Origin of the sequence: Qipengyuania zhejiangensis (assembly GCF_035607565.1) — a bacterium.
GTDB lineage: Bacteria > Pseudomonadota > Alphaproteobacteria > Sphingomonadales > Sphingomonadaceae > Qipengyuania > Qipengyuania zhejiangensis.
Genome location: NZ_JAYKGO010000002.1, coordinates 77115 through 98045 on the forward strand (window position 1 = coordinate 77115; position 20931 = coordinate 98045).

The following is a 20931-nucleotide window of genomic DNA, read 5'->3' on the forward strand; positions in this document are numbered from 1 at the left end:
GGGCAAATCGATCAAAATCCGGGAACGCGCGCTATTCGTGAGCGCGGTCGGGACCGAACATGACGGTGGGGATGACCACCGTAACCGCTTCGGTCGGACGGCAAGGGGTGGTTTTTTCGCCCCTCAGCTTTTGCTGGCGCTGACGTTCGGCACAGGTGACGACTTCGGTCTTGCCCGATGGATCGGCCTTCTGGCTGACCTCAAGTGTGGCGCCCAGCACTTCGACCATATTGGCGTGCACAGGCGTGCCGACGGCCGCAAGACCGGTGATTAGCGCGAGGCAGGCGAACAGACGACGAAGCATTGCCATGCCCAGATAAGCCTTCCAATTCATTGCGTCCACCCCCGGTTGACCGTTTACCCAAGGCCGTAGAGTTCGTATCGGCTTGCCTATGGATCTCGAACGCTCGCCCCTCGCCCTTCCCTTTCCCGACCTGCCGCCCATCGCGGGGGTCACGCTGCGCGTTGCACGGGCGCGCTACAAGGACTGGGATCGGTGCGATCTGACCTTTGCCGAACTGGCCGCAGGCACGGTCGTCGCGGGTGTTTTCACCAAGAGCGCCTGCGCATCGAGCGAAGTCGAATTGGGGCGCGAACAGGTCAGGCTCGGAAGCGCGCGGGCGCTTGTGGTCAACGCAGGCAATTCCAACGCATTTACCGGTTACCGCGGGCGCGAGGCGGTGGAACTGATCATGGCGCAGGTCGCCGAGGCGCTCGACTGTCAGCCCAGCGAGGTGTTCGTATCCTCCACCGGCGTGATCGGTGTGCCGCTGCCGCAGGACAAGGCCCGAGCGGGAATAGCGGCCGCCTTGTCCGCAGTGCCATGCAGCTGGGAAGATGCGGCCAGCGCCATCGGAACCACCGACACCTTCACCAAGGGCGCGGCTGCATCGGCGATGATCGGTTCGACCCGTGTGGAAATCGCGGGCATCATCAAGGGCAGCGGAATGATCGCACCCGACATGGCCACCATGCTGGGTTATGTGTTCACCGACGCCAGGGTCGATCCAGCCTTCCTGCAGGAGATGCTGACCCGCGCCAACGACGCGACATTTTCCTGCATTACTGTCGACGGCGACACATCCACGAGCGACACAGTTCTGGCCTTTGCAACCGGCAAGGCTGAAAATTCCCTGTTTTCCTCATGGGACGACAGCGGTGCCGACGCGTTCTATTGCGCGCTTCTCGATGTCTGCCGCCAGCTGTCCCACCTCGTCGTGCGCGACGGCGAAGGTGCACAAAAGTTCATTTCCATCGAAGTGACCGGGGCGCACAGTGATACCAGCGCACGCCGTGTCGGTCTGGCCATTGCCAATTCCCCCCTCGTGAAGACGGCAATCGCCGGTGGTGACGCCAATTGGGGCCGCGTGGTCATGGCTGTCGGCAAGGCGGGGGAACCTGCGGATAGGGACAAGTTGTCGATCGGGTTTGGCGGAACCTGGGCCGCAAGGGACGGGCAGCCGCTGGCAGATTACGACGAGACGCCGGTGGCAAAACACCTCGAAGGACGGGATATCGCGATCGCGGTCGATCTCGGCATCGGTGAAGGCCGCGCCACAGTCTGGACGTGCGATCTCACGCATGGGTACATCGACATCAACGCCGATTACCGGTCGTGACCACGCTCGACCGCGCGATCCACGCGTTGGTGCAGCGGGTTACCCAGCAGGTCATTTTGCCGCGCTATCGCAATCTGGCCAGCGGTGAAATCATCGAGAAGTCGGACGACGACCTCGTCACGATCGCCGATCGCGAAGCGGAAGCCATGCTCTCGGAAGGGCTGGCATCGCTCGACCCTTCCATTGCTATAGTCGGCGAGGAAGCGGCCCATGCCGACAAATCCGTGCTCGACCATCTGGCCAACGATTGCTGGATCATCGATCCGATCGACGGCACCCATAACTTTGCCCACGGCAAGGCTCCGTTCGGCATCCTGCTCGCCCGCGCATCGGGCGGTCTGGTGCAATCGGGGTGGATCTATGACTGCCTGACCGGCCGGTTCTGCCACGCCCACCGCAGCAAGGGCGCATTCGTGGGCGATTCCGCGATCAAGGCGCGCGGCACCGGAAGAACCCCTCAGGTAGCCGCCATCTCGGTCATCTTCCTTGACGAGCAGCGGCGCGAGGCGGTTGGTCGGCACATGGCACCGCATTACCGCACTGTGGAAACGCCGCGCTGTGCGGCGGAACAGTATCCGCGGCTCGGGCTGGGCGAAAACGACGTGTCGTTTTTCGAACGAACGCTGGCATGGGATCACGCCGCCGGCACGCTCTGGCTGGAAGAGGCCGGCGGCAAAGCCGCGCGGCCCGACGGATCGCCCTATCGGGTCGACGATTGGGAACGCACGGGCCTGCTGGGTGCGGCGAGCCCGGCCTTGTGGGACGAGCTCGCCAATCACTATTCGAAACTGGGTTAGAGTACGCTCTCAAGCCATTGCTTGAGCTGGCCCTTGGGTGCTGCGCCGCGCATCTGCGCAGCGGGCTGACCGTTCTTGAAAAGGACCAGGTACGGAATCGACTGCACACCCATTTCGCCCGGAATGCCGGTGTTTTCCATGATGTCCATCTTGGCGATGGTCACCTTGTCGGACATTTCATCGGACAATTCTTCGAGTGCCGGAGCGATCATCTTGCACGGGCCGCACCATTCGGCCCAGAAATCGACCAGAACGGGCTTGTCGCTATCGAGCACGTCGGCCTTGAAGCCTTCGTCGGTGACATTGATGGTGGCCATGGGATTCTCCTGAAATTCTTGGTCTGCAGTTATCTGGGGTGCGGGTATCGATTACTCAACAACCGGCAGCGCAAAGCTTTCCTGCCGGCCTGCAAATGCGCTCTTGTAAGCTTCGAGACGGGCAGGCGGCAAGGCGATCAGTAACGGGGTCTGCGTATAGAGCACGGCGGCCTCCACGGTGCGGCCGGGATAGACGACCTCAAGCGCCGCGACATAGGCGGCCATCTGCCGCATCGTGCTTTCCGGCACATCATCGAAGCTGGCCGGTGGGCGGCGCGCTGTCTTGAAATCGACAACGGTGACCTTTGTCGCGGTGACGAGAAGCCGGTCGGCCGTGCCCATAACCACCTGGCCTTCAACCGTAGCGGCCAGGGGAATTTCCGCCAGCGCGTCGGGTCCGAAGATCGCGGCAAAACCGGGTTCATCGATCACGGCAAGTGCGCGTGCGAGCATTTCTTCGCGGGCAGACGGAGCGAGTTCGGGCGCCTGCTGTTCGAGCCAGTCGCGCGCGCGCGCCGCGCGCTCGTCCACGGGGACTTGCGGCACGCGTTCCAGAAGCGCGTGGATCAACGTGCCGCGCCGCGCGGCTTCCGCTGCGTGCGCAGGCGGAAGGGGCGGATCGCTTCCCTCGACCTCGCCGAGGCCAGACGGCGCGAGCGGGCGCGGCGGACGCGGTTCCGGACCGACCGGTCGCTGCGCCCAATCGGGCAGCGCAGGCGCAGGTTGCGGCAGGCCCGCTTTCGCTTCGGCAGGCAGAGACGGTGCGCGCGCGCCGATTTCCCACCGTGCGCCCCAAATGTCATCGGCCAGGCCTTCGCCGTCATCGAACAGGGTCCGCAGCCGTGCGTACCAACTGTCTTCGTGCGGGCCATTTCGTGCGTCACGCGGGCCAAGCGACCCACCGATGAACAGCGCCTCCTCGGCTCGCGTCATCGCGACGTACAGCAGACGCCAGTGTTCCTGCATCGAGCGGGCAGCGTAATCGTCCGCAGCCTTCAGGATCGGTCCGATTTTCTCGTCCTTGGTCAACCCCGGCAAGGGCACCACCCGCGTTTCATGGCCGCCAGGCGGCGTATCCGCCAATTCGAGATCGCCCGAAGGATCAGGCCGGATCGCGGCGTCCGCCAGGATCACGATGGGCGCCTGCAGACCTTTCGATCCGTGCACGGTCATGACCCGAACCTGGTCGCCGCCCTCGCCCGCTTCGCGTTTCAGTTCACCATCGCCGGCATCGAACCAGCGAATGAACCCCTGCAGGCTCGGCACATGCGCGCTGGCATAGGCGTTGGCTGCGTTGAGCAATTCGTCGATCGGATCGTTGGCTTCGCGCCCCAACCGCGCGACCAATCTGCGCCGCCCATCCATCGGCCCGACAAGTATCCAGTGCAGCAATTGCTGCGGCGTATCGAAATCGGCGCGCCGCAATATCTCGCGAAGATTCGCAACCGTCCCAGTCGCCAACGCCGCCTCGCCTGCGCGCAAGTGTTCCCACAACCGCGTGCCCTTGGGGCGATACCCGTGTTCCAGCAGGTCGTCCTGATTCCATCCGACAAGGGGGGAAACCAGAAGGTTCGCAAGATTGAGGTCGTCGAGCGGTTGTGCAGCGAAACGAACGGCCGCCATCAGGTCCTTGACCGCCAGCGGATTGCCTAGCCGCAGCCGATCGACCCCGGCAACCGGCACGCCGTGGCCATACAGGCGCGCAACGATCAGTGCGGCGAGGTCACGGCGTTTCTGGACCAGCACCATGATATCGCCCGCCTGGGCGCGGCGCTTGCCGTTCTTCACGAGCGTGAAGCCGGGCCCTTCTTGGTCGAGCCAATCCCTGACCTGCCGGGCGATTTTGTCCGCCATCAGCCGATCATGCCGATCAAGCCAGCCTCCGCCTTCATCGTCGGTATCTGGGTCTTCATCGTAACCGTCAGGCCCGCGAACATCCTTCCACAGCGTCACGATGCCCGGATCGGTGCTGCCGACGTGCGGATCGTCGCGCATGTCGAGGCCCAGACCTTCGTGCCCGATCGCATCGATGGCTGAATCGACGAAACCCAGCACTGTGGCGTTGGTGCGGTAACTTTGGCCCAGGCCAAACTCTTCCAGACGCCGGATGGCGGGGGCATCGCGAAGATTTTCGGCGGCATCGGCGGTGGCGGCCATCCTGTCCCTGAAATAATCGCGCGCCTCGCGAAAATTTTCCGGACTTGTTCCCTGGAACCCGAAGATCGCCTGCTTGTAATCCCCGACCGTAAAAATGGTTCGCACCGCGCCTTCGCGCGCACCGATGCCCGAAAAATAATCGTCCGTCAGCGCCTTGATTATCGCCCACTGCGCCGCGTTCGTATCCTGCGCTTCGTCCACCAGGATGTGATCGAAACTGCGATCCAGCTTGTAACGGATCCAGTCAGACATCGCGTTGCTGGACAACAGGTCCGCCGCGCGCGCAATCAGATCGTCGAAATCGACCAGGCCTTCGCGTTGCTTCGCGGCTTCCCATCGCAGGGCAAAGGCACGGCCCACCTCAAGCTGCGGGGCGAGATAGCCGGAAAGTTCCACCAGCGCGGCGCGCTCACGGACGGCTGCGACCGCTTCGGACAAGGTCGCCTGATGTGCGGGGAGAGAGGGATCGACCTTCTCCGCCCCCGCCATCTTTCGCGGTGCGCCGTCCTTCTTGAGAAAGGAGTCGAGAAACCCGTCGAGCGCGCTCAACCGCCCGGCGCCGTCCAGCGCCAACCAATGTTCGGCAAAATTGGCCGCATTCTGGCCCGTTGCGGCGGACCAACCCCGCGCCGCATCGCGGCAACTCTTCAGGGTGGCGACCGGGAAAGTCCCGTCGAGGCATCCTTCGGCCACCCAGCTTTCATCCGCGTCGGCGGGAATTCCCAAAAGCTGGCGGACCCGCCCCAACATCGGCGGCTGCCAGCTTGCGGGCCCCTTCCACAGGTCCATGTGCCTTGTGCATCGCATCAACCATCCGCGAACCGCGTCAGGGCCCTTGCGACGGCTCATTTCGGCGATGGCTTCGCGGTTCGCGGGATTGCCTTCGGCCAACAGGTCGGAAAGCACCTGGCGGCTTAGCAGATCACGCTCGCGATCCTCGATCGGCCTCGAGCCGGGCAGAACGTCGGCCTCGCTCGGGAACGCGGCGAGGAGGTATTGGGCAAAAGCATGGATCGTATCGATCCGCATCCCGCCCCCGGGGCAATCGAGCACGCGCGCAAACAACGCACGGGCGCGGGCCTGGGTGTCGGGGTCGATGGGCGCGCCGAGATAGGCAAGCTCCCGCGCGAGATCGGCGGAAGCCATCCGCACCCAGCGCGCCAGCACCGAATTGACGCGAACGGCCATTTCCGCCGCGCCCGCCTTGGTGAAGGTGAGGCACAGTATTTGCGAAGGGTCCGCACCCGGTTCCAGCAGCAGGCGCAGAACGCGGGCCGAAAGCACCTGCGTCTTGCCTGTACCGGCGCTGGCCGAAAGCCACACGCTGTCCCGCGGGTCGACCGCCGGGCGCTGTTTACCGCGCAGTTCGTGAACCTTGCCGCTCATGCCGATTGTCCGCCATCCTGCAACGCGATCCATTCATCCAGACGCATCAACTGGTCGAACGTATCGTAGGCCGGGTAATCCGGGTTCTCACGCGCCGTGAACGGGTCTTTGCCCTTGATGAACCGGGCGATCGCTTCGGTCAGCTTGTCGGCTGTGAGAGGCAGAAATTCTTCCGGCACCACACCCGATGTCTTGCGCCCGATCTTCAGAGGCACCTCGACATAACCGAACCCGTGCGGATTATCCGCCTTTGCGCGGCCCAGCGACCAGTACTCGTAATCGCCCGGTTCACCCGATATTCCGGCAAAGCCACCGCGTTCCGCAATCAGGCCGAGTATGCCGAGCTGCAAGGCAAAGCCCTGCTCCACCATTGCCGCGCTCGGAGGCTTGCCGGTCTTGTAGTCGATGATCGCCAGCGACCCGTCTTCGAGCCGGTCGATCCGATCCGCCCGGCCGTGCACATGAACGCCGTGAAAATCCATCGCACCGCTTTTCTCAACCGCGACCACCGCGCGGTCCTGATAGGCGCTGACGGTTTCCTCGACCCATTGGAGCGCCGCCTGAAGCCGCGGCTGCCAAAGCCCGCGGGTCAGTGCATCGGCGTGTTCTTCATCCAGCACTTTCTCCATAATCGGAGCCAGGCGCGCGGCAGGATCGGCTACGCGTTGCTCGTGCCAGCGCTGGAGAATCTCGTGCGCGACATTGCCCTGCCACATGGGCGATGGTTCCGCATCCAGCGGTTCGAGATCGGAAAGGCCCATGATCTTGCCTGCGTAAAACTGGTATGGATCGCCCAGCAACCGATCGAGCGCAGTGGCCGAAATATCGACATCGCGCTGTTCGACGGATGGTTCGGGTTTCGGACGGGAATAGGGCTCCGCCTTTTCGGCACGGGCCATGGCCCGCGCCATATCCACGGCGGCCGTTTCCCTGTGCCGGTCCAGCAGATCCCCCAACAGGGCTTCGACCCGAAGCAGGAACCGGGATGGAATTGCCGGCCCGCCTTCGTCGCGTGACGCGCGGCTCAACACAACCTCGGGCGCGCCGAGCGCACCGGCAAGATCGTGCGCGGAAAGGCCGATGCGGAATTCTGCGCCAGGCACGCCAAGTGTCCTGAGAACCGGCGGTGCAAGCAGGGCGTCCACACCGCCCCTTGCAGGCCAGGTGCCTTCGTTCAGCCCTGCGCAAATGACCATGTCGGCACGGTTCATGCGGCTTTCGAGCAGACCGAGCACCTGAACCCTTGCATGCCCGCCATACGGCGGCCTTACCGCGACCAGTTCCATCGCATCGCGCAACGCCACGGAAGCTTCGCGTGGATCGAGCCGGAAATCCGCCTCGCGCGCGTTCTGCCGCAGTTCCTCGACGAAGGCGGCCAGCGCGCGGCCATCTTCACGGGCCCACAGACCTTCCCCGCACAGCGCTTCGCCTGCGGTCACGAACGCATCGAGCAAGTCGGCGAGCGCGACCTGCGTTCCCATGTCGAGCAGCGGGGAAAGCGCCGCGTCGACCGCCTCATACCATTCCGTCATACGTGGATGGCGTTTGACCAATCGTGCCGCAAGGCGCGAAACCGGCTCCAGCCCCCCGGCCTTGCGGGGGCCGCGCATTTCGCGTTCGATGCGGCGGAGCTGGCGCAACCAGACGCCGCGATCCATGCCGCCATGAACGAACGGATGGCCGAGCAACGCCATGAGCGGCACCGGTGCAGCATCGTCCGCCATGATTTCGGCCAGAAGCAGCAGCAATCGGCCCGCCGCCGTCTGCGAAAGCGGGCGTCCCGCCGAATCGTCCGCCACGATGTTCCACCGCGCCAGGTGATGAACCACGCGCCGCGCCAGTCCCCGATCCGGCGTCACGACCGCCACCCGTTTTTCCGGTTCCTCGACCGCACGCCGGACCAGCAACGCGATTGCCTGCGCCTCTTCTTCCGGGTGCGCGCTTTGCATGATCCGCACGCCGGACAGGCGCCGTTTTTCGGCAGGCAGGTCTACCCAGCCCTTGCTCGCCTCAGGTGGCAGGAACAACGATCCTATGGCGTGACTGCGCTCCGGCGCAGAGGCGGCCAGGCCCTTGCGGTGCCATTGCTGGACCTCCTCGCGCGCTACCCCCATTCGGTTCAGCAGCAATTTGAGGTGGTATTGCGGGTGCGTCACCGCATCGTCGCGCGCGAACGGCGTATCGCCCGGTTGCGGGGCCGCGCCCGCCCGTCCCAGTTCATCCCAAACTTCGCGCGGGATGGTGAGATCGAAATCGGGCAGGACGACCGCACCTTGGGGAAGGTCGGCGACCACGCGAAGCAGCCGGGCGAGCGACGGTGCCGTGCTGGTCACGCCAGCGGCCACCACGGGTGTCAGCGGCGGCGCGTCCTTCCACTGCCGTGCAGCGTGATCGAACAACCGGTTGCGGCGCGTTGCGGCATCCAGTGCGCCCCATTGGTCGAGCTGCGCCAGCCAGACGCGCTGCACCGTGGCGAAAAGGTGCAGGCTGCGCTGCCAGTGGGCAGAAAGATCGGGAAAAAGCCCGATGACCTTTTCGTCCATCAGGTCTTCGGGATTGACCCCTTCGATCAGCAGGCGGTCCATCGTGGCGCCGGTTTCACGCGCCAGGCGCAGCAATGTCGCGCCGCCGGGTGCATCGTCGCCCATGACCTGTGCGATAATCTGCGCCAGCGCAAACAGGCGCCTGCGCGGGTCGATGGCCGGCGGAATATCGCTGGCGCCCAGTGGATCGAGCAGAGGGCCAAGCGTTTCGTCGAGATCGAGGTCCCCGATCACCGCCATGCGGGGCATCAGGAGACCTTGCACACCCGTTTCGCCAGCGTGGCGAACGAAGGCCTCGGCCACGGTTCGGCGGGCACGGCTACTGGGCAGGAGAAGCGTCAGCCTGGCGAGGCCGAGATCGCCATCGGCATACCGCGGGACCAGGCCCGCCACCAGCGCATCGGAAAACCCCCGGTGGGCAGCGATGGAATAGACGAGCGGCCCCGACCGCTCAGCCACCCCGCAGCGCCTCTTCCGTCGGGCGAATGTGTTCAGGCGTGCCGACTTCGTACCAGTTGCCGGTGAAGGCGATGCCGAAAAGCCGGCCTTCGGCGATCGCGCGGTCCCACAGGATATTGGTCGAAAACTTGCCTTCGGGCGGATCGCGCAACAAGCGGTGGGATACAAGCTGGATGCCGGTGTAGATGAACGGCGCGATGCGGCCTGCAACCTTGCGCTTCAGGCAGCCGTGGCCGTCCATGTAGAAGTCCCCCGTCCCGTCGAAATTGAACGCCCGCGCATGGCCGACGACCAGCAAGAGCGCGTCCATCCTTTCGGGATTCCAGCGCGACGACAGATCGGCAAAGGCGTTGCGCGGCCCATCCAGCCAGATGCTGTCGGCGTTGCACGCGAAGAACGGATCGGGAAGCAGGCCAGCGGAATGCGCCTTGACCATGCCGCCGCCCGTTTCCAGCAAGACGTCACGCTCGTCGGAAAAGGTGATCTTCGGCGCGTTTCGCGGGCCGACGTGCGCCTCTATGGCATCGGCCAGATAGTGAACGTTGACGACGGCCTTGGCCACGCCTGCTTCTTCAAGCCGGTCGAGCGCGCGGTCGATAAGCGGTTGCCCGGCAACTCGCACCAGCGGCTTCGGCGTCGAAGCGGTCAGCGGACGCATGCGCTTGCCCAGGCCTGCGGCCATCAGCATCGCCGTATCGGAAACAAGACCGGTCACTGGACCTTGCCGCCTGCGGCGTCGCGGATTTGCTGCGGGATATTGTCGGCAAACCACCGTGCCACGGGGGCCATGGCTTCGTGGGAAAGGTCGCGCTCCATCGCCGTCCAGACACGCGGGATCATCGACAGATACCGATCCTTGCCGTCACGCTTCCACAGGCGGGTGAATATGCCGACGATCTTGACGTTGCGCTGCGCGCCGAGGCGGGCGTAGTCGGCTTCGAAATGATCGTCCGGATCGGCCGCCGCGCGATACCGGCACAGCATGTCGTGCTCCAACGCCTCGGACACGTCGCGGCGGGCATCCTGCAACAGGCTTACGAGGTCATAGGCCGGATGGCCGACCAGCGCGTCCTGGAAATCAATCAACCCCTGTGCGCCCGCCAGCCTGCCCGGCTCCAGCAGCATGATGTTCTCGGCATGATAGTCGCGCAGAACGGTAACGCCGGGGGCCTGCCGCCCCAGTAGCGGTGCCAGGGCCTCGTCCCACGCCGCGCGCCATCCGGCGGTATCGATGTTCAGCCGCATGGCGGGGCAATACCATTCGGTGAAAAGGTCGACCTCGCGGCGGTACACTTCCATATCGTAAGGATCGAAAGGTCCGGGCGGCAGCCGGTGGAGCCGAACCAGCGCATCGATCGCCTGTGCATAGACATGGTGTTCGTCACCGGGGTGTTCATCGATCCATTCGCGCATCCGCTGATCGCCGAAGTCTTCGATCAGGACCCAGCCTTCGGCCGAATTGTGGGCGAGGATATGCGGCGCGCGCATACCGTTTTCGTCCAGCCAACGGGCGACATGGATGAACGGCGCGGGATCTTCATGCGGCGGTGGCGCGTGCATCAGCAGCGCGCTTTTCCCGCCCATGCGGAGGCGGAAATAGCGGCGGAAAGAGGCATCACCAACCAGCGGGGCGATTTCCGCCCCTTTCCAGTCTGTGTCGCCAAGGAACTGGTGAATGCCTTCAGGCAGCGCATCGCTCATGGCCAACGGCTTTGCCAATTGTCGCCCGCGGTTACAACGGCTTCACGCCCCTCGCCCACCTTTTTGAGCGCGATTGAAAGGCAGCCTGCCTCATGCTCGAAGCCACCGGCGTGATCCGGCCACTCCGCGATCAAAGCCGCACCTTCGCGATAATCGTCGAGGCCCAGCTCCTCCACCTCCGAAGGGTGTTCCAAACGGTAGAAATCGGCATGGACCACAGGCACGCTGAGGCCGTCGTAGGCTTCGATGATCGTGTAGGTCGGCGATGGCACCTCGCCTTCGTGGCCAAGCGCCGACAGGATTGCGCGGGCCAGGGTTGTCTTTCCCGTTCCCAGATCACCGGACAGCGCGATGACATCGCCCGGTTCCAGGCGCGCCGCGATCCGTACGCCAAGAGCTTCCATCGCCGAAAGATCGGGCAGATCTATCGTCACGGCAGACTGATGGTTGCGGTGGTTCCGGCGTTCTTGCGGCTCTGGATATCCAGCTTGCCGCCATGCGCTTCGATCAACTGGCGCGCCAGCGGGATGCCGAGGCCGTGCCGCCGTTCGATCCCCTTGCCGTCTGCGGCCATGCGAATCCCCTCGAGCGCGCGGGCAAGTTCGTGCTGCGTCATGCCTTCGCCATTATCCGAAATGACAATGGTGTTCGCGCCGCGGTTCCTGGCAATTTCCACCAGAATACGCCCGCCGCGCGGCGTGCTCTTGATTGCGTTGTCGAGCAATTGCGCGATGGCGCGGCGCAACTGTTGCGGATCGACCGACAACGATTTGCCTGCGCCCCCCTTGAGGTCGAGCGTGAGCCCAGCTTCGACGATCGCATCCTCACGCGCGCGAACGACTTCGGTCACAAGCGGCAACAATTCCGTCTTGGACTTGTGCAGCGGCATGAGGCCCGCTTCGCTTTGAGACAGGTCGAGCACGTTTTCGACCTGTTCGGTCAGCTTGCCGACCGATAGCGAAATCGCCTGCACATACTCCATGGCCTGGGGCGACAGTTCGCCGGCGACACCGCCCGAAAGGAGTTCGGCAAATCCCCCGATCGATGTGAGCGGCGTACGGAACTCGTAACTCATGTTCGCCAGGAAGCGGGTCATCACGGCGTCGGCTTCCTCGAGCGCACGGTTGCGTTCGCGCAGCGCCTCTTCCGCCCGGCGCGATGCGGTCACGTCGAGCACCGTCAGCAGGCCGTTGCCATCGGGCAGCGGCACACCCGCGAAATCCAGCGAACGCCCGTCGGCAAGCTCGATACGGCCTTCGCGTTTCTTGCGGTCGAGCGTTGCCGAGCGGATCGTGTTGCCGACAACCGAAATGGTCTTGGGGTCGGCAAGGTTGGCGGCAATCGCCTCGAGCAGGTCTTCGGCCTGCGGATGCCCGTCCAGCACCTCCGGATCGACGCCCCAGGCACCCGAGAACCCGCGATTCCACAGCTCCAGATGGCCGTCGGGAGCGAACACCGCCAGCGCTTCGAAAAGACTGTCGAACGTGGCCGTGCGGGTGCGCAACAGCGTGTCGCGCATGGCGGACAGCGCGAGCTGTTCGGTGCGGTCTTCGGCAATGACCACAAGGCCGCCATCGGGCAGCGGCTGGGCCACGATCCGCAAGTGGGTGCCATCAGACAGCGGCCACGCTTCTTCGTGGGGTTCATCGGAAAGGAACCACTTGCCGATTTCGCCGCGCCACGCGGGGAAATCGCGCACTTCCGGAATACGGCCGTTTTCACGCGCAATCAGCAGCATCTGTTCAAACGTGGTCCGATCGTTGACCACGCCGGGCGGCAACGAAAACACGCGATGAAACGGCTGGTTGGCGAAGGTCATGCGATGCTGGGCGTCAAACTGCGCCACACCGATGGAAAGCTGGTCGAGCATGGACCGCTGCGCTTCGCGAAAGGCGCGAAATTCGCGTGCCTGTTCTTCCATTTCCTCGATATCGACGGCGTAACCGGCGATCCCTTCGCCCACGAGTGGAAGGTCGGTGACGCGGATGGTACGGCGCGCGTTGTCGATCGTGGCAGACACGATGCGTTCGATGGGTTGGCGGCGATCCGCGGCCTGCTGCGCCACCTGCGCTGCGTTGCGCCCGCCCACGGTTTCCACAAGTTCGATCTGGTTGGTGACGACGGTGTCCGCGCTTTCTGCGCCAACCGCTTCGACATAGGCCCTGTTGACGAGCCGCAGCTTCATATCCGCACCGCGGAACCACATCGGCATCGGGGCCGCTTCGATCAGGCCCACCAGCGCGCCGAAATCGTCGCGGGCGCGTGCCGCGTCTTCGCGCAATTGCGCCAGTTCGATCTGGCTTTCGCTATAGTCGAACACCCACACCAGCGCGGCACCACTGGGGGATACCGCCGGATCGGCCAGCGTTCCGTGCATGGCCAACGCCCGGTTGGAACCGGGCACCGTGACCGACATGCGAAACGGCTTGGCGGTTTTCTGCGTCCGCCGCACGTTCCGGGTCAGTTCTTCCATCTGTTCTTCGCTAAGACCGCTGCCGTCGAGATCGGACAGTTCGCTCAGGAATTCGGGAACCTGGTGCAGGCCAAGCCAGCGCGCGAAACGGTCCGGGGCTTCGATCCGCCCGTCAGTCCGCACGAGCAAGGGAATGGCCGGCGATTCTTCGATCATCCGCGCCAGGCGCAGCGCCGCCTTGCGGCTGGCGACCGATTTCTGCTCCTTGCCGCTGGCGCGCAGCATCACCCACACCGCTGTGGCCGTCCACAGGGCAAGCAGCAGGCCAACGATGGCCAGCAATGCGGGCGATGAATCCATTACCTGCCAGCTATGCCGCATGGCACGGCGATGCAATGGCAAGCCATTGCCGTTCCCCGCAAAGGATTACCGATCAATAGCGATAATGTTCGGGCTTGAACGGCCCTTCGACCGGCACGCCGATGTAATCCGCCTGCTTCTGGCTCAATTTCGTGAGCTTCACGCCCAGTTTGTCGAGATGCAGCGCAGCGACCTTTTCATCGAGGTGCTTGGGCAGGACATAGACGTCGTTCTTGTATCCGCCTGCGTTCTTCCACAGTTCGATCTGGGCGAGCGTCTGGTTGGTGAAGGAAAAGCTCATCACGAAGCTTGGGTGACCCGTGGCGCAGGCAAGGTTCACGAGGCGGCCCTTGCCCAGAACGATGATTTCCTTGCCGTCCGGGAACTTCACCAGGTCGGTCCCCGGTTTCAGCTCGTTCCACTCGTAATTGTCGAGAGCGGAAATCTGGATCTCGCTGTCGAAGTGGCCGATGTTGCACACGATGGCCATGTTCTTCATCGCCTTCATGTGTTCGGCGGAGATCACGTGTTCGTTGCCGGTGGCCGTCACGAAAATGTCCGCGACCTTCACCGCTTCGTCCATGGTGACGACTTCGAAGCCGTCCATTGCCGCCTGAAGGGCGCAAATCGGATCGACTTCGGTCACCAGAACGCGCGCGCCGCCATTGCGGAGCGACTGGGCACTGCCCTTGCCCACATCGCCGAAGCCGGCGACGCAGGCGACCTTGCCCGAAAGCATCACGTCGGTGGCGCGGCGGATCGCGTCGACCAGCGATTCGCGACAGCCGTACAGGTTGTCGAACTTCGACTTCGTGACGCTATCATTCACGTTGATCGCAGGAAACGGCAGCTTGCCGCCCTTGGCGATGTGATAAAGGCGGTGGACGCCGGTGGTGGTTTCTTCCGAAACGCCCTTGATCGCCTTCACCGACTTGGTGAGGTAGCCGGGCTTTGCATTCACGAAAGCCTTGAGCGCGCGCTGCATCTCGATTTCTTCGGCGTTCTGCGGCTCGGGCATTTCGTCGCCCGCTTCCATCCGTGCACCCCACAGCGCGAACATGGTCGCATCGCCGCCATCGTCCAGAATGAGGTTCGCGGTGCAATCGGGATCTTCGTCGCTCGACCAGTCGAAGATCCTGCCGACATAATCCCAGTAATCCGCCAGGCTTTCGCCCTTCACCGCGAAAACGGGAATGTCCTTGGCTGCTATGGCGGCTGCGGCGTGATCCTGCGTCGAATAGATGTTGCAGGTTGCCCAGCGCACGTCGGCGCCCAGCGCGACCAGCGTCTCGATCAGAACGGCCGTCTGGATGGTCATATGCAGCGAACCGGTGATCCGCGCGCCTTTCAGCGGCTGGCTCGCGCCGTATTCCTCGCGCAAGGCCATCAGGCCCGGCATTTCGGTTTCGGCAATGGCGATTTCGGCGCGGCCATAATTGGCCAGCGCGATATCCTTGATGACGTAGTCGGTGAATGCGGTCACGCTGCGGTCCTCGAACTTGCGGGAAGGCGCGCCGCGCAATAAAAATGGGGCGGCGCACGAATGGCGCCGCACCTAGCCCTTCGAGTGATCAAGGGCAACCGCCCCCATGACGCTCGGCACAGGGGGGTTTAACGCGCGGCGAAACGTCCCCCCGCCTGGGGCCGCTGATTCAGCAGCTCGCCTGCAGCCTGACCGAGGTCGGCAGGGTTGCGGGAACGGGCAAGGTCGTGGGTGATCTGCTTCAGTTCCCCGCAACCCAGCCACGGATGTCCCCGTCCGTACTGGTTGGCCATGCCGACGCTGATCCGATCGAGAGCGCGCTTGGCACCCTTGCTTCCGTGCCGTTTCACCAACCCGCTTTCCAGGGTGCGCGCGGCACCGTTCAGCGTTGTGATGTGGTTGGTGGTGAACGCGCGGTAATCCGGCTGGAAATCGTCCTGGCCCATGCGGCACCGCAGCGACGTGACCATTAGCATGATATCGAGCTTGCGGATCTGCTCCGCCTCGCTGCCGGTCACCGCTGCGGCCGATACCGGCGTCAGCAGGATTGCCGTTGCGCTGGCCATAGCCGCGATTTGCTTCGTGAAATTCATGTCCCTGTACTCCCCCGCGGAGCGTCCCGAATGCCCGCCTGAGAGAAAGGTGCGCCTGAAAATTTACCTGACTTTAAACGGCTGCGGTAAAGCGAAATTAACCAAGCGCCTCGGTTGCACTTGGCAACCCGGCGGCCTACCTCTTGGCGAGGATGGGACAGACAAGGAATTTAGCAATGACGATTTCGGTGGGTGACAAGCTACCCGATGTGACGCTGGTCAAGGCAACCGAGAGCGGGCCTGAGAAGGTCCAGTCGGGGGATTATTTCAAGGGCAAGAAAGTGGCGCTGTTCTCGGTGCCCGGTGCCTTCACTCCGACGTGCTCGGCGCGGCACCTTCCCGGCTATGTAGAGAAGGCTGACGAATTCAAGGCCAAGGGCGTCGACGAAATCGTCGCCACGGCGGTCAACGACGCTTTCGTGATGGGCGCGTGGAAAGCGGCCAACGGTGCCGATGCGGTCACCATGCTGGCAGACGGCAACGGCGAATTCGCGCAGGCCGTAGGCCTGACCATGGACGGTTCGGGCTTTGGCCTCGGCACCCGTGGACAACGCTATTCCATGATCGTGGAAGACGGCGTGGTTACCGAACTCAACGTGGAAGCGCCGGGTGATTTCTCGGTTTCGAGCGCAGAGCACATGCTCGGCCAGCTTTAACCGATACCGTCCCGATTGCGGACAAACCTGCGCCCCGTCTTGCTCCTTCGCAAGGCGGGGCGCAGTCTTTTATGCATGGCTAAGGAAGACCACACCCAGGACGATTTCGGAATGCTTCTCGGATGGAGGGCAAATCCGGCTGGCGACAAGATTGCCCTGCTCTTGCAGAGCGCGAGCAAGGTGGTCGAACATTCCGGGGATGTGCGCGAATACCGTTACTTCCTCACCAAGCAGCAGGCGGTGCAGCTCGGCAATTACCTTTACGGTCTTGCCGGGGAAACACCGCCCAGCCCCAAGCCTCAGGGCCTGTTCGGGCGTTGGCTGCGGGGCTAGGTTCGAGCGTTCAGCTCAGTAGCCCATCAAGCTGAGCACTTCCTTGCGGCTGCGCTGGTCTTCGAGGAAGGTACCCATCATCCGGCTGGTGATCATTCCAACACCGGGCGTGCGTACGCCGCGCGCCGTCATGCAGCTGTGCGCCGCTTCGATGACCACCGCCACACCCTGGGGTTGCAGGTTTTCCCAGATGCAGTCCGCCACTTCGGCGGTTAGGCGTTCCTGTACCTGCAGGCGCCGTGCAAATCCGTGCAGAACGCGCGCAAGTTTGGAAATACCCACCACACGGTCGTTCGGAAGGTAGGCGATCGCCGCCTTGCCGATGATCGGGGCCATGTGATGTTCGCAATGGCTCTGGAACGGAATGTCCTTGAGCAGGACGATTTCGTTGTAACCGCCAACCTCCTCGAACACGCGGCTGAGGTGATAGGAAGGGTCTTCGCCATACCCGAGGCAATATTCCTTCCACGCGCGCGCGACGCGTTGGGGTGTATCGATCAACCCTTCGCGCGACGGGTCATCGCCCGTCCATTCGATCAATGTGCGGATGGCAGCCTGCACATTTTCCGGCACAGGCGGCTTGCCGCGCGGATCGTCCTCGTCCGGTCCAACTAAACTGCTCACGAACCCCTGATCCTCCTGATCTTGTCGCGTACCCGTCCCAAGCGGCTGCCATCGCGGAACAGGCCGCCTTTTGCAAACGGCTCGAACATATCGTCGGGATTTTCGGGATCCAGCAAGCTCGACTGCGCGAGCTTTTTCTCGGCTTCGTTCAGGTCTGGCGGGTGATACCGGCGCAGATTGCGGCCGCCATCGGATTGCGAATGATCGATCATGGCGGCAATCGAACCGTGGCGTTCGATCAGTTCATCAATTTCGTCCGCGTCGAGCCCGATGTGCTCCGCCATGAGCGAACGGCGGATCGCGGCGACACCATCGCGGGCGTGATCGTTACCCGGCCGCGCCGCATCCACGAAAACATCGCATTCGCTGTCCAGACCCATGGAACGGTTGTTCAGATTGGCCGAACCGATCCGCAGGATTTCGTCATCGACAATCATGATCTTGGCGTGGACGTAAATTGGCGTTTCACCCGTCAACGGCGTCCAGATCGAAAACCGGCCCTTGTGATCGGCTTCCTCGATGCACCGCACCAGTTCGGCGCGGGCATGGTCCATCGCCTGCTGTTCCAGCCACCCGTCGGCATTGGCGGGATGCACCACGACGACTTCGGGCGGATCGTCTTCTTCCATGCGCGAAATGATCGCTTCGCAAACCTTGCGGGCAGCGAAATACTGGCTTTCGGCGTAGATGAATTTCTTGGCGCGGGCGATATGGAGGACGAACAGATCCTGGATTTCGTTGACCGCGTCCCAATCGCGATAGGCAGCGCGGGTCCGCGCAATGCCGATTTCGACATTCTCGAAATCAGGTTCCAGACCGTCGGGCCACAGGCTCCGGTCGGTACGTTTCATCGGCACCAGCGGGGTGCCGCCAGCCCTTATCCAGCGATCCCTGCCAAGATCGCCCAACGCTTCGGCCACGTCGCCTTCCATCATCATGGACGCATCGTGCCACGGTCCATATTCGAAACCCGATGGTGTCTTGCGCATCGGATCGTGTTCGACATGGTCGCGCGTGTCCCAGCGCTGCACGGTCATGTCGATGCCGCCGCACACCGCGAACGTGGAATCGAGTACGGCAATCTTCTGGTGATGGCTGCATCCCACCGGATGCGCGTTGTCGAACTTGAAATCGATCCTCTTGTGTCGCGCCCAGCGAAGCAGGTCCCACCACATCGACCCGCGGAACGTGAACTTGAACACGCCGAAGCTCCATTTCAGGATATCGATTTCCAACGTGGGCCGGTGCCGGACAAGCCAGGCGATGAACCCGCCGAGCCTGGCGGGGTATTTGCTCTTCCAGCCGCGCTGCCACCAGTGACGCCCGTCCGCCAGGTGGATGCGCGTGTCGAAATCCCACCCGACCAGGAAGATCCGGAAGCGTGCATTCAGCATCGCTGCCTGCATCAGCGAGAAATAGTTCGCGGCATCGATCGCCACATGCACGCGATCCGCATGCGCATAACGCCAGACGCCCGGCTCGACGCTATCGTCGAGCCGGGAGACGTTCTTCGGGTCCGGCTTTTCTTCCGACAAATTTCGTGCCCCCCTTGGCAGCCGTTATTCCTTGGCTTCTTCCTTCTTTTCCGGAGTCACTTCCGCGTCGGCCTTCTCGTCCTTCTTACGCCGCTCGAACACGCTCCGCATATGCTTCATGTCGTCGTCGTCCAGATATTTGGCGAATTCGGGAAAGTGGTCTTCTTCCTCTTCCTCGATGTGATGGCGATAATCGTGGTCGAAGGTCTTGAACTTCGTCAGCCACGCCCCTGACGACATATCGGTGGCAGCGAGGTCGTTGAGCGCTTCGTCCAGTTCGTGATGTTCGGCAACCGAATGGCGCGTATCGTCTGTGGTCGGCGGCTTGCGCAGCATGGTCGAATACAGCGCCTGCTCCTCTGCCGCGGCGTGCCCCTTCAGTTCCTTCGTCAGTTCGGTGAAGAGATTTTCACGCTCGCTGGTGTCGCCGCTGGTTTCCAGCAGCCGATCCAGCAGATCGCGGTGCTTGTCGTGGTCCTGCTTAAGACGTTCGAAAATTTTCTGGGTGTCGGACATGATCGAATCTCCTTTGGGTATCCAACAGGTGAAACGCCGTCGTGTTCCGCTTCCTTGCGCGGCGGATACGAACTTCTCATATCGGGTGCATGAGAAACCACCAAGACGGGCCGACACGGGTGCAGATGCAGGTCATGGCGCAGGCCGTCGTCGCCTCCTTGCCGGTGCATTTTCGCGATCAACTTGGCGATGTAATCCTCAAGGTCGAAGATTTCGCGACGCTGGAGCAGCTGCAAGCCGTGGGGCTGGACGACAGGTGGGACCTGACCGGCCTCTATGAAGGCCAGGCCCTGCCCGATCGCTCGATCTGGGAAAGCGGGACGATGCCGCCATGCATCTGGCTGTTTCGCGAACCGCTGATCGCCGAATGGCGCAGCACGGGCGTGCAGATGGACGATCTGGTGCGCCACGTGGTCGTCCATGAAGCCGGGCATCATTTCGGGTTCAGCGACGAAGACATGCACTGGCTCGAGGACGAAGCCGACTAGGCACCGACAGGATCAAAATCGAGCCCGAAACCACAAAAGGCCACCCTTCTTGCGAAGGATGGCCTTGTATGGCGCGCCCGGAAGGATTCGAACCTCCGACCACCTGATTCGTAGTCAGGTACTCTATCCAGCTGAGCTACGGGCGCGCTGGAGCGGGCCACATACGGGGGCACCATCGGCTTGGCAATCCCTAATCCCACCCTTTTTCAAACAGTCGTGCAGCCAGTTCGATATCGAGCGGCGGCTTGACGAGCGCGGCGATCTGGTCGGGTGTGAACCAGTCCACCGATCCCCCTTCCCGCACACACGGCGGTTCGCCATCCCAGGCCAGAGTGTAAAGAAGAATGACAATCGGCGAACGCGGCCCACCCGCTGGTTCCTGAGCAAAGCCGGCCGGCACCAGGTCGGCTCCGTTGACGACGAGCGACAGCTCTTCCTCGATCTCGCGAACCAACGCGTTTGCGGGGGTTTCGCCCGCTTCCACCTTGCCGCCGGGGAATTCCCACAAGCCGCCGTGATGCTTGTTGGCGGGGCGGCGATGCATGAGCCAACGGCCCGTATCGTCGTGCAGGGCCAGCGCGACCACGCATGTCCATGTCGGAATTTTTTCCATTTCTCTCACACCCTTCAACCTTTTCTTAACGCTGGCAGCCGTAACCACCCAATGTCAGCTTCGACACAGTGACAATGGGGCAATGCTGAAATGGTCAAATTCCTGAGAGAACTGGGACGCGACACAAGCGGAGCGACTGCTGTCGAATACGGGCTGATCCTCGCACTCGTCTTTCTGGCGATGATCGGGGGCATCCAGACCTTTGGTACCGAAGTCATCACGATGTGGACCAATGTCAGGGACAATGTCGCGGCCGTTACCGCGGCCTGACGGAAAGAAAGCGCGTCGGTGTTAGGAATTTCTCAACACCTGATGAGCAAAACGGAAATTGCTCGAAC

General features: G+C 63.0%; 21 protein-coding genes and 1 tRNA gene. 7 read left to right on the forward strand and 15 right to left on the reverse strand.

Features of this window, described 5'->3' with window-relative positions:
- Positions 1–31: 31 nt before the first annotated feature.
- Positions 32–334, reverse strand: coding sequence for a hypothetical protein (locus tag VR863_RS06410; RefSeq protein WP_324827641.1), 303 nt, complete (start codon positions 332–334; stop codon positions 32–34).
- A gap of 58 nt (positions 335–392) precedes the next feature.
- Between VR863_RS06410 and argJ the strand changes: the two genes are divergently transcribed.
- Complete coding sequence (argJ, locus tag VR863_RS06415) at positions 393–1619, forward strand: bifunctional glutamate N-acetyltransferase/amino-acid acetyltransferase ArgJ (RefSeq protein WP_324827642.1); 1227 nt, start codon at positions 393–395, stop codon at positions 1617–1619.
- The gene (locus tag VR863_RS06420; RefSeq protein ID WP_324827643.1) at positions 1616–2416 is read left to right on the forward strand and encodes an inositol monophosphatase family protein; all 801 of its coding nucleotides are present in this window, start codon (positions 1616–1618) and stop codon (positions 2414–2416) included. Before argJ ends, VR863_RS06420 begins: the two co-directional genes overlap by 4 nt.
- Here VR863_RS06420 and trxA read toward each other — a convergent pair.
- The 9 genes from trxA to VR863_RS06465 all read right to left on the reverse strand — a co-directional run bounded on the left by trxA (position 2413) and on the right by VR863_RS06465 (position 15828).
- A complete protein-coding gene (gene trxA, locus VR863_RS06425; RefSeq protein WP_324827644.1) occupies positions 2413–2733 on the reverse strand; it encodes a thioredoxin in 321 nt (106 codons plus the stop codon). The two genes, VR863_RS06420 and trxA, sit on opposite strands and share 4 nt — an antisense overlap.
- Before the next feature lie 51 nt (positions 2734–2784).
- Positions 2785–6276, reverse strand: coding sequence for a double-strand break repair helicase AddA (gene addA, locus VR863_RS06430; protein WP_324827863.1), 3492 nt, complete (start codon positions 6274–6276; stop codon positions 2785–2787).
- A complete protein-coding gene (gene addB, locus VR863_RS06435) occupies positions 6273–9278 on the reverse strand; it encodes a double-strand break repair protein AddB (protein WP_324827645.1) in 3006 nt (1001 codons plus the stop codon). The genes addA and addB overlap by 4 nt, the downstream gene beginning before the upstream one ends.
- The gene (locus VR863_RS06440) at positions 9271–9993 is read right to left on the reverse strand and encodes a nucleotidyltransferase family protein (RefSeq protein WP_324827646.1); all 723 of its coding nucleotides are present in this window, start codon (positions 9991–9993) and stop codon (positions 9271–9273) included. Before VR863_RS06440 ends, addB begins: the two co-directional genes overlap by 8 nt.
- The gene (locus VR863_RS06445) at positions 9990–10979 is read right to left on the reverse strand and encodes an aminoglycoside phosphotransferase family protein (protein WP_324827647.1); all 990 of its coding nucleotides are present in this window, start codon (positions 10977–10979) and stop codon (positions 9990–9992) included. The genes VR863_RS06440 and VR863_RS06445 overlap by 4 nt, the downstream gene beginning before the upstream one ends.
- Complete coding sequence (tsaE, locus tag VR863_RS06450) at positions 10976–11413, reverse strand: tRNA (adenosine(37)-N6)-threonylcarbamoyltransferase complex ATPase subunit type 1 TsaE (RefSeq protein WP_324827648.1); 438 nt, start codon at positions 11411–11413, stop codon at positions 10976–10978. The genes VR863_RS06445 and tsaE overlap by 4 nt, the downstream gene beginning before the upstream one ends.
- Positions 11410–13752, reverse strand: a complete 2343-nt coding sequence (locus VR863_RS06455) for a sensor histidine kinase (protein ID WP_324827649.1) — start codon at positions 13750–13752, stop codon at positions 11410–11412. Before VR863_RS06455 ends, tsaE begins: the two co-directional genes overlap by 4 nt.
- 73 nt (positions 13753–13825) lie before the next feature.
- Positions 13826–15235: an adenosylhomocysteinase gene (gene ahcY / locus VR863_RS06460; protein WP_434784972.1), complete on the reverse strand. Its 1410-nt coding sequence runs from the start codon at positions 15233–15235 to the stop codon at positions 13826–13828.
- Between the two features lie 128 nt (positions 15236–15363).
- The gene (locus VR863_RS06465; RefSeq protein ID WP_324827651.1) at positions 15364–15828 is read right to left on the reverse strand and encodes an S-adenosyl-L-homocysteine hydrolase; all 465 of its coding nucleotides are present in this window, start codon (positions 15826–15828) and stop codon (positions 15364–15366) included.
- Here VR863_RS06465 and VR863_RS06470 point away from each other — a divergent pair.
- The 3 genes from VR863_RS06470 to VR863_RS06480 all read left to right on the forward strand — a co-directional run bounded on the left by VR863_RS06470 (position 15818) and on the right by VR863_RS06480 (position 16817).
- Entirely contained in the window at positions 15818–16024 is a 207-nt protein-coding gene (locus tag VR863_RS06470; protein WP_324827652.1) for a hypothetical protein, read from the forward strand. The genes VR863_RS06465 and VR863_RS06470 overlap by 11 nt on opposite strands.
- Positions 16005–16484 (forward strand): peroxiredoxin, encoded by a 480-nt coding sequence (locus VR863_RS06475; RefSeq protein WP_324827653.1) that lies wholly within the window; start codon positions 16005–16007, stop codon positions 16482–16484. The genes VR863_RS06470 and VR863_RS06475 overlap by 20 nt, the downstream gene beginning before the upstream one ends.
- A 75-nt stretch (positions 16485–16559) precedes the next feature.
- On the forward strand, positions 16560–16817 hold the full coding sequence (locus tag VR863_RS06480; RefSeq protein WP_324827654.1) for a hypothetical protein: 258 nt from the start codon (positions 16560–16562) through the stop codon (positions 16815–16817).
- A 15-nt stretch (positions 16818–16832) separates the two neighbouring features.
- On the opposite strand, the gene folE is transcribed toward VR863_RS06480, so the two are convergent.
- From folE to VR863_RS06495, 3 genes are read right to left on the reverse strand one after another with little or no spacing between them, the layout of a single operon-like run.
- Positions 16833–17441 carry a GTP cyclohydrolase I FolE gene (gene folE / locus VR863_RS06485; protein WP_324827655.1) on the reverse strand — a complete coding sequence of 203 codons (609 nt, stop codon included), beginning with the start codon at positions 17439–17441 and terminating at the stop codon, positions 16833–16835.
- Positions 17438–18976, reverse strand: a complete 1539-nt coding sequence (locus VR863_RS06490; protein WP_324827656.1) for a phospholipase D-like domain-containing protein — start codon at positions 18974–18976, stop codon at positions 17438–17440. Before VR863_RS06490 ends, folE begins: the two co-directional genes overlap by 4 nt.
- Positions 18977–19000: 24 nt before the next feature.
- Positions 19001–19492 carry a hemerythrin domain-containing protein gene (locus VR863_RS06495; protein WP_324827657.1) on the reverse strand — a complete coding sequence of 164 codons (492 nt, stop codon included), beginning with the start codon at positions 19490–19492 and terminating at the stop codon, positions 19001–19003.
- Between the two features lie 89 nt (positions 19493–19581).
- Between VR863_RS06495 and VR863_RS06500 the strand changes: the two genes are divergently transcribed.
- Complete coding sequence (locus tag VR863_RS06500) at positions 19582–19980, forward strand: metallopeptidase family protein (protein WP_324827658.1); 399 nt, start codon at positions 19582–19584, stop codon at positions 19978–19980.
- Between the two features lie 69 nt (positions 19981–20049).
- On the opposite strand, the gene VR863_RS06505 is transcribed toward VR863_RS06500, so the two are convergent.
- Positions 20050–20126, reverse strand: a tRNA-Arg gene (locus VR863_RS06505).
- 44 nt (positions 20127–20170) lie between these two features.
- A complete protein-coding gene (locus tag VR863_RS06510) occupies positions 20171–20593 on the reverse strand; it encodes a (deoxy)nucleoside triphosphate pyrophosphohydrolase (RefSeq protein ID WP_324827659.1) in 423 nt (140 codons plus the stop codon).
- A gap of 90 nt (positions 20594–20683) precedes the next feature.
- Here VR863_RS06510 and VR863_RS06515 point away from each other — a divergent pair, with 90 nt between their 5' ends.
- Complete coding sequence (locus tag VR863_RS06515; RefSeq protein ID WP_324827660.1) at positions 20684–20863, forward strand: Flp family type IVb pilin; 180 nt, start codon at positions 20684–20686, stop codon at positions 20861–20863.
- The last annotated feature ends 68 nt before the right edge of the window (positions 20864–20931 follow it).

Coding starts and splice junctions, on each gene's coding strand:
- VR863_RS06410 (WP_324827641.1), bottom strand. CDS start 334: ATGAATTGGAAGGCTTATCTGGGCATGGCAATGCTTCGTCGTCTGTTC.
- argJ (WP_324827642.1), top strand. CDS start 393: ATGGATCTCGAACGCTCGCCCCTCGCCCTTCCCTTTCCCGACCTGCCG.
- trxA (WP_324827644.1), bottom strand. CDS start 2,733: ATGGCCACCATCAATGTCACCGACGAAGGCTTCAAGGCCGACGTGCTC.
- addA (WP_324827863.1), bottom strand. CDS start 6,276: ATGAGCGGCAAGGTTCACGAACTGCGCGGTAAACAGCGCCCGGCGGTC.
- VR863_RS06445 (WP_324827647.1), bottom strand. CDS start 10,979: ATGAGCGATGCGCTGCCTGAAGGCATTCACCAGTTCCTTGGCGACACA.
- VR863_RS06455 (WP_324827649.1), bottom strand. CDS start 13,752: ATGGATTCATCGCCCGCATTGCTGGCCATCGTTGGCCTGCTGCTTGCC.
- VR863_RS06465 (WP_324827651.1), bottom strand. CDS start 15,828: ATGAATTTCACGAAGCAAATCGCGGCTATGGCCAGCGCAACGGCAATC.
- VR863_RS06475 (WP_324827653.1), top strand. CDS start 16,005: ATGACGATTTCGGTGGGTGACAAGCTACCCGATGTGACGCTGGTCAAG.
- VR863_RS06480 (WP_324827654.1), top strand. CDS start 16,560: ATGGCTAAGGAAGACCACACCCAGGACGATTTCGGAATGCTTCTCGGA.
- VR863_RS06495 (WP_324827657.1), bottom strand. CDS start 19,492: ATGTCCGACACCCAGAAAATTTTCGAACGTCTTAAGCAGGACCACGAC.
- VR863_RS06500 (WP_324827658.1), top strand. CDS start 19,582: ATGAGAAACCACCAAGACGGGCCGACACGGGTGCAGATGCAGGTCATG.
- VR863_RS06510 (WP_324827659.1), bottom strand. CDS start 20,593: ATGGAAAAAATTCCGACATGGACATGCGTGGTCGCGCTGGCCCTGCAC.
- VR863_RS06515 (WP_324827660.1), top strand. CDS start 20,684: ATGGTCAAATTCCTGAGAGAACTGGGACGCGACACAAGCGGAGCGACT.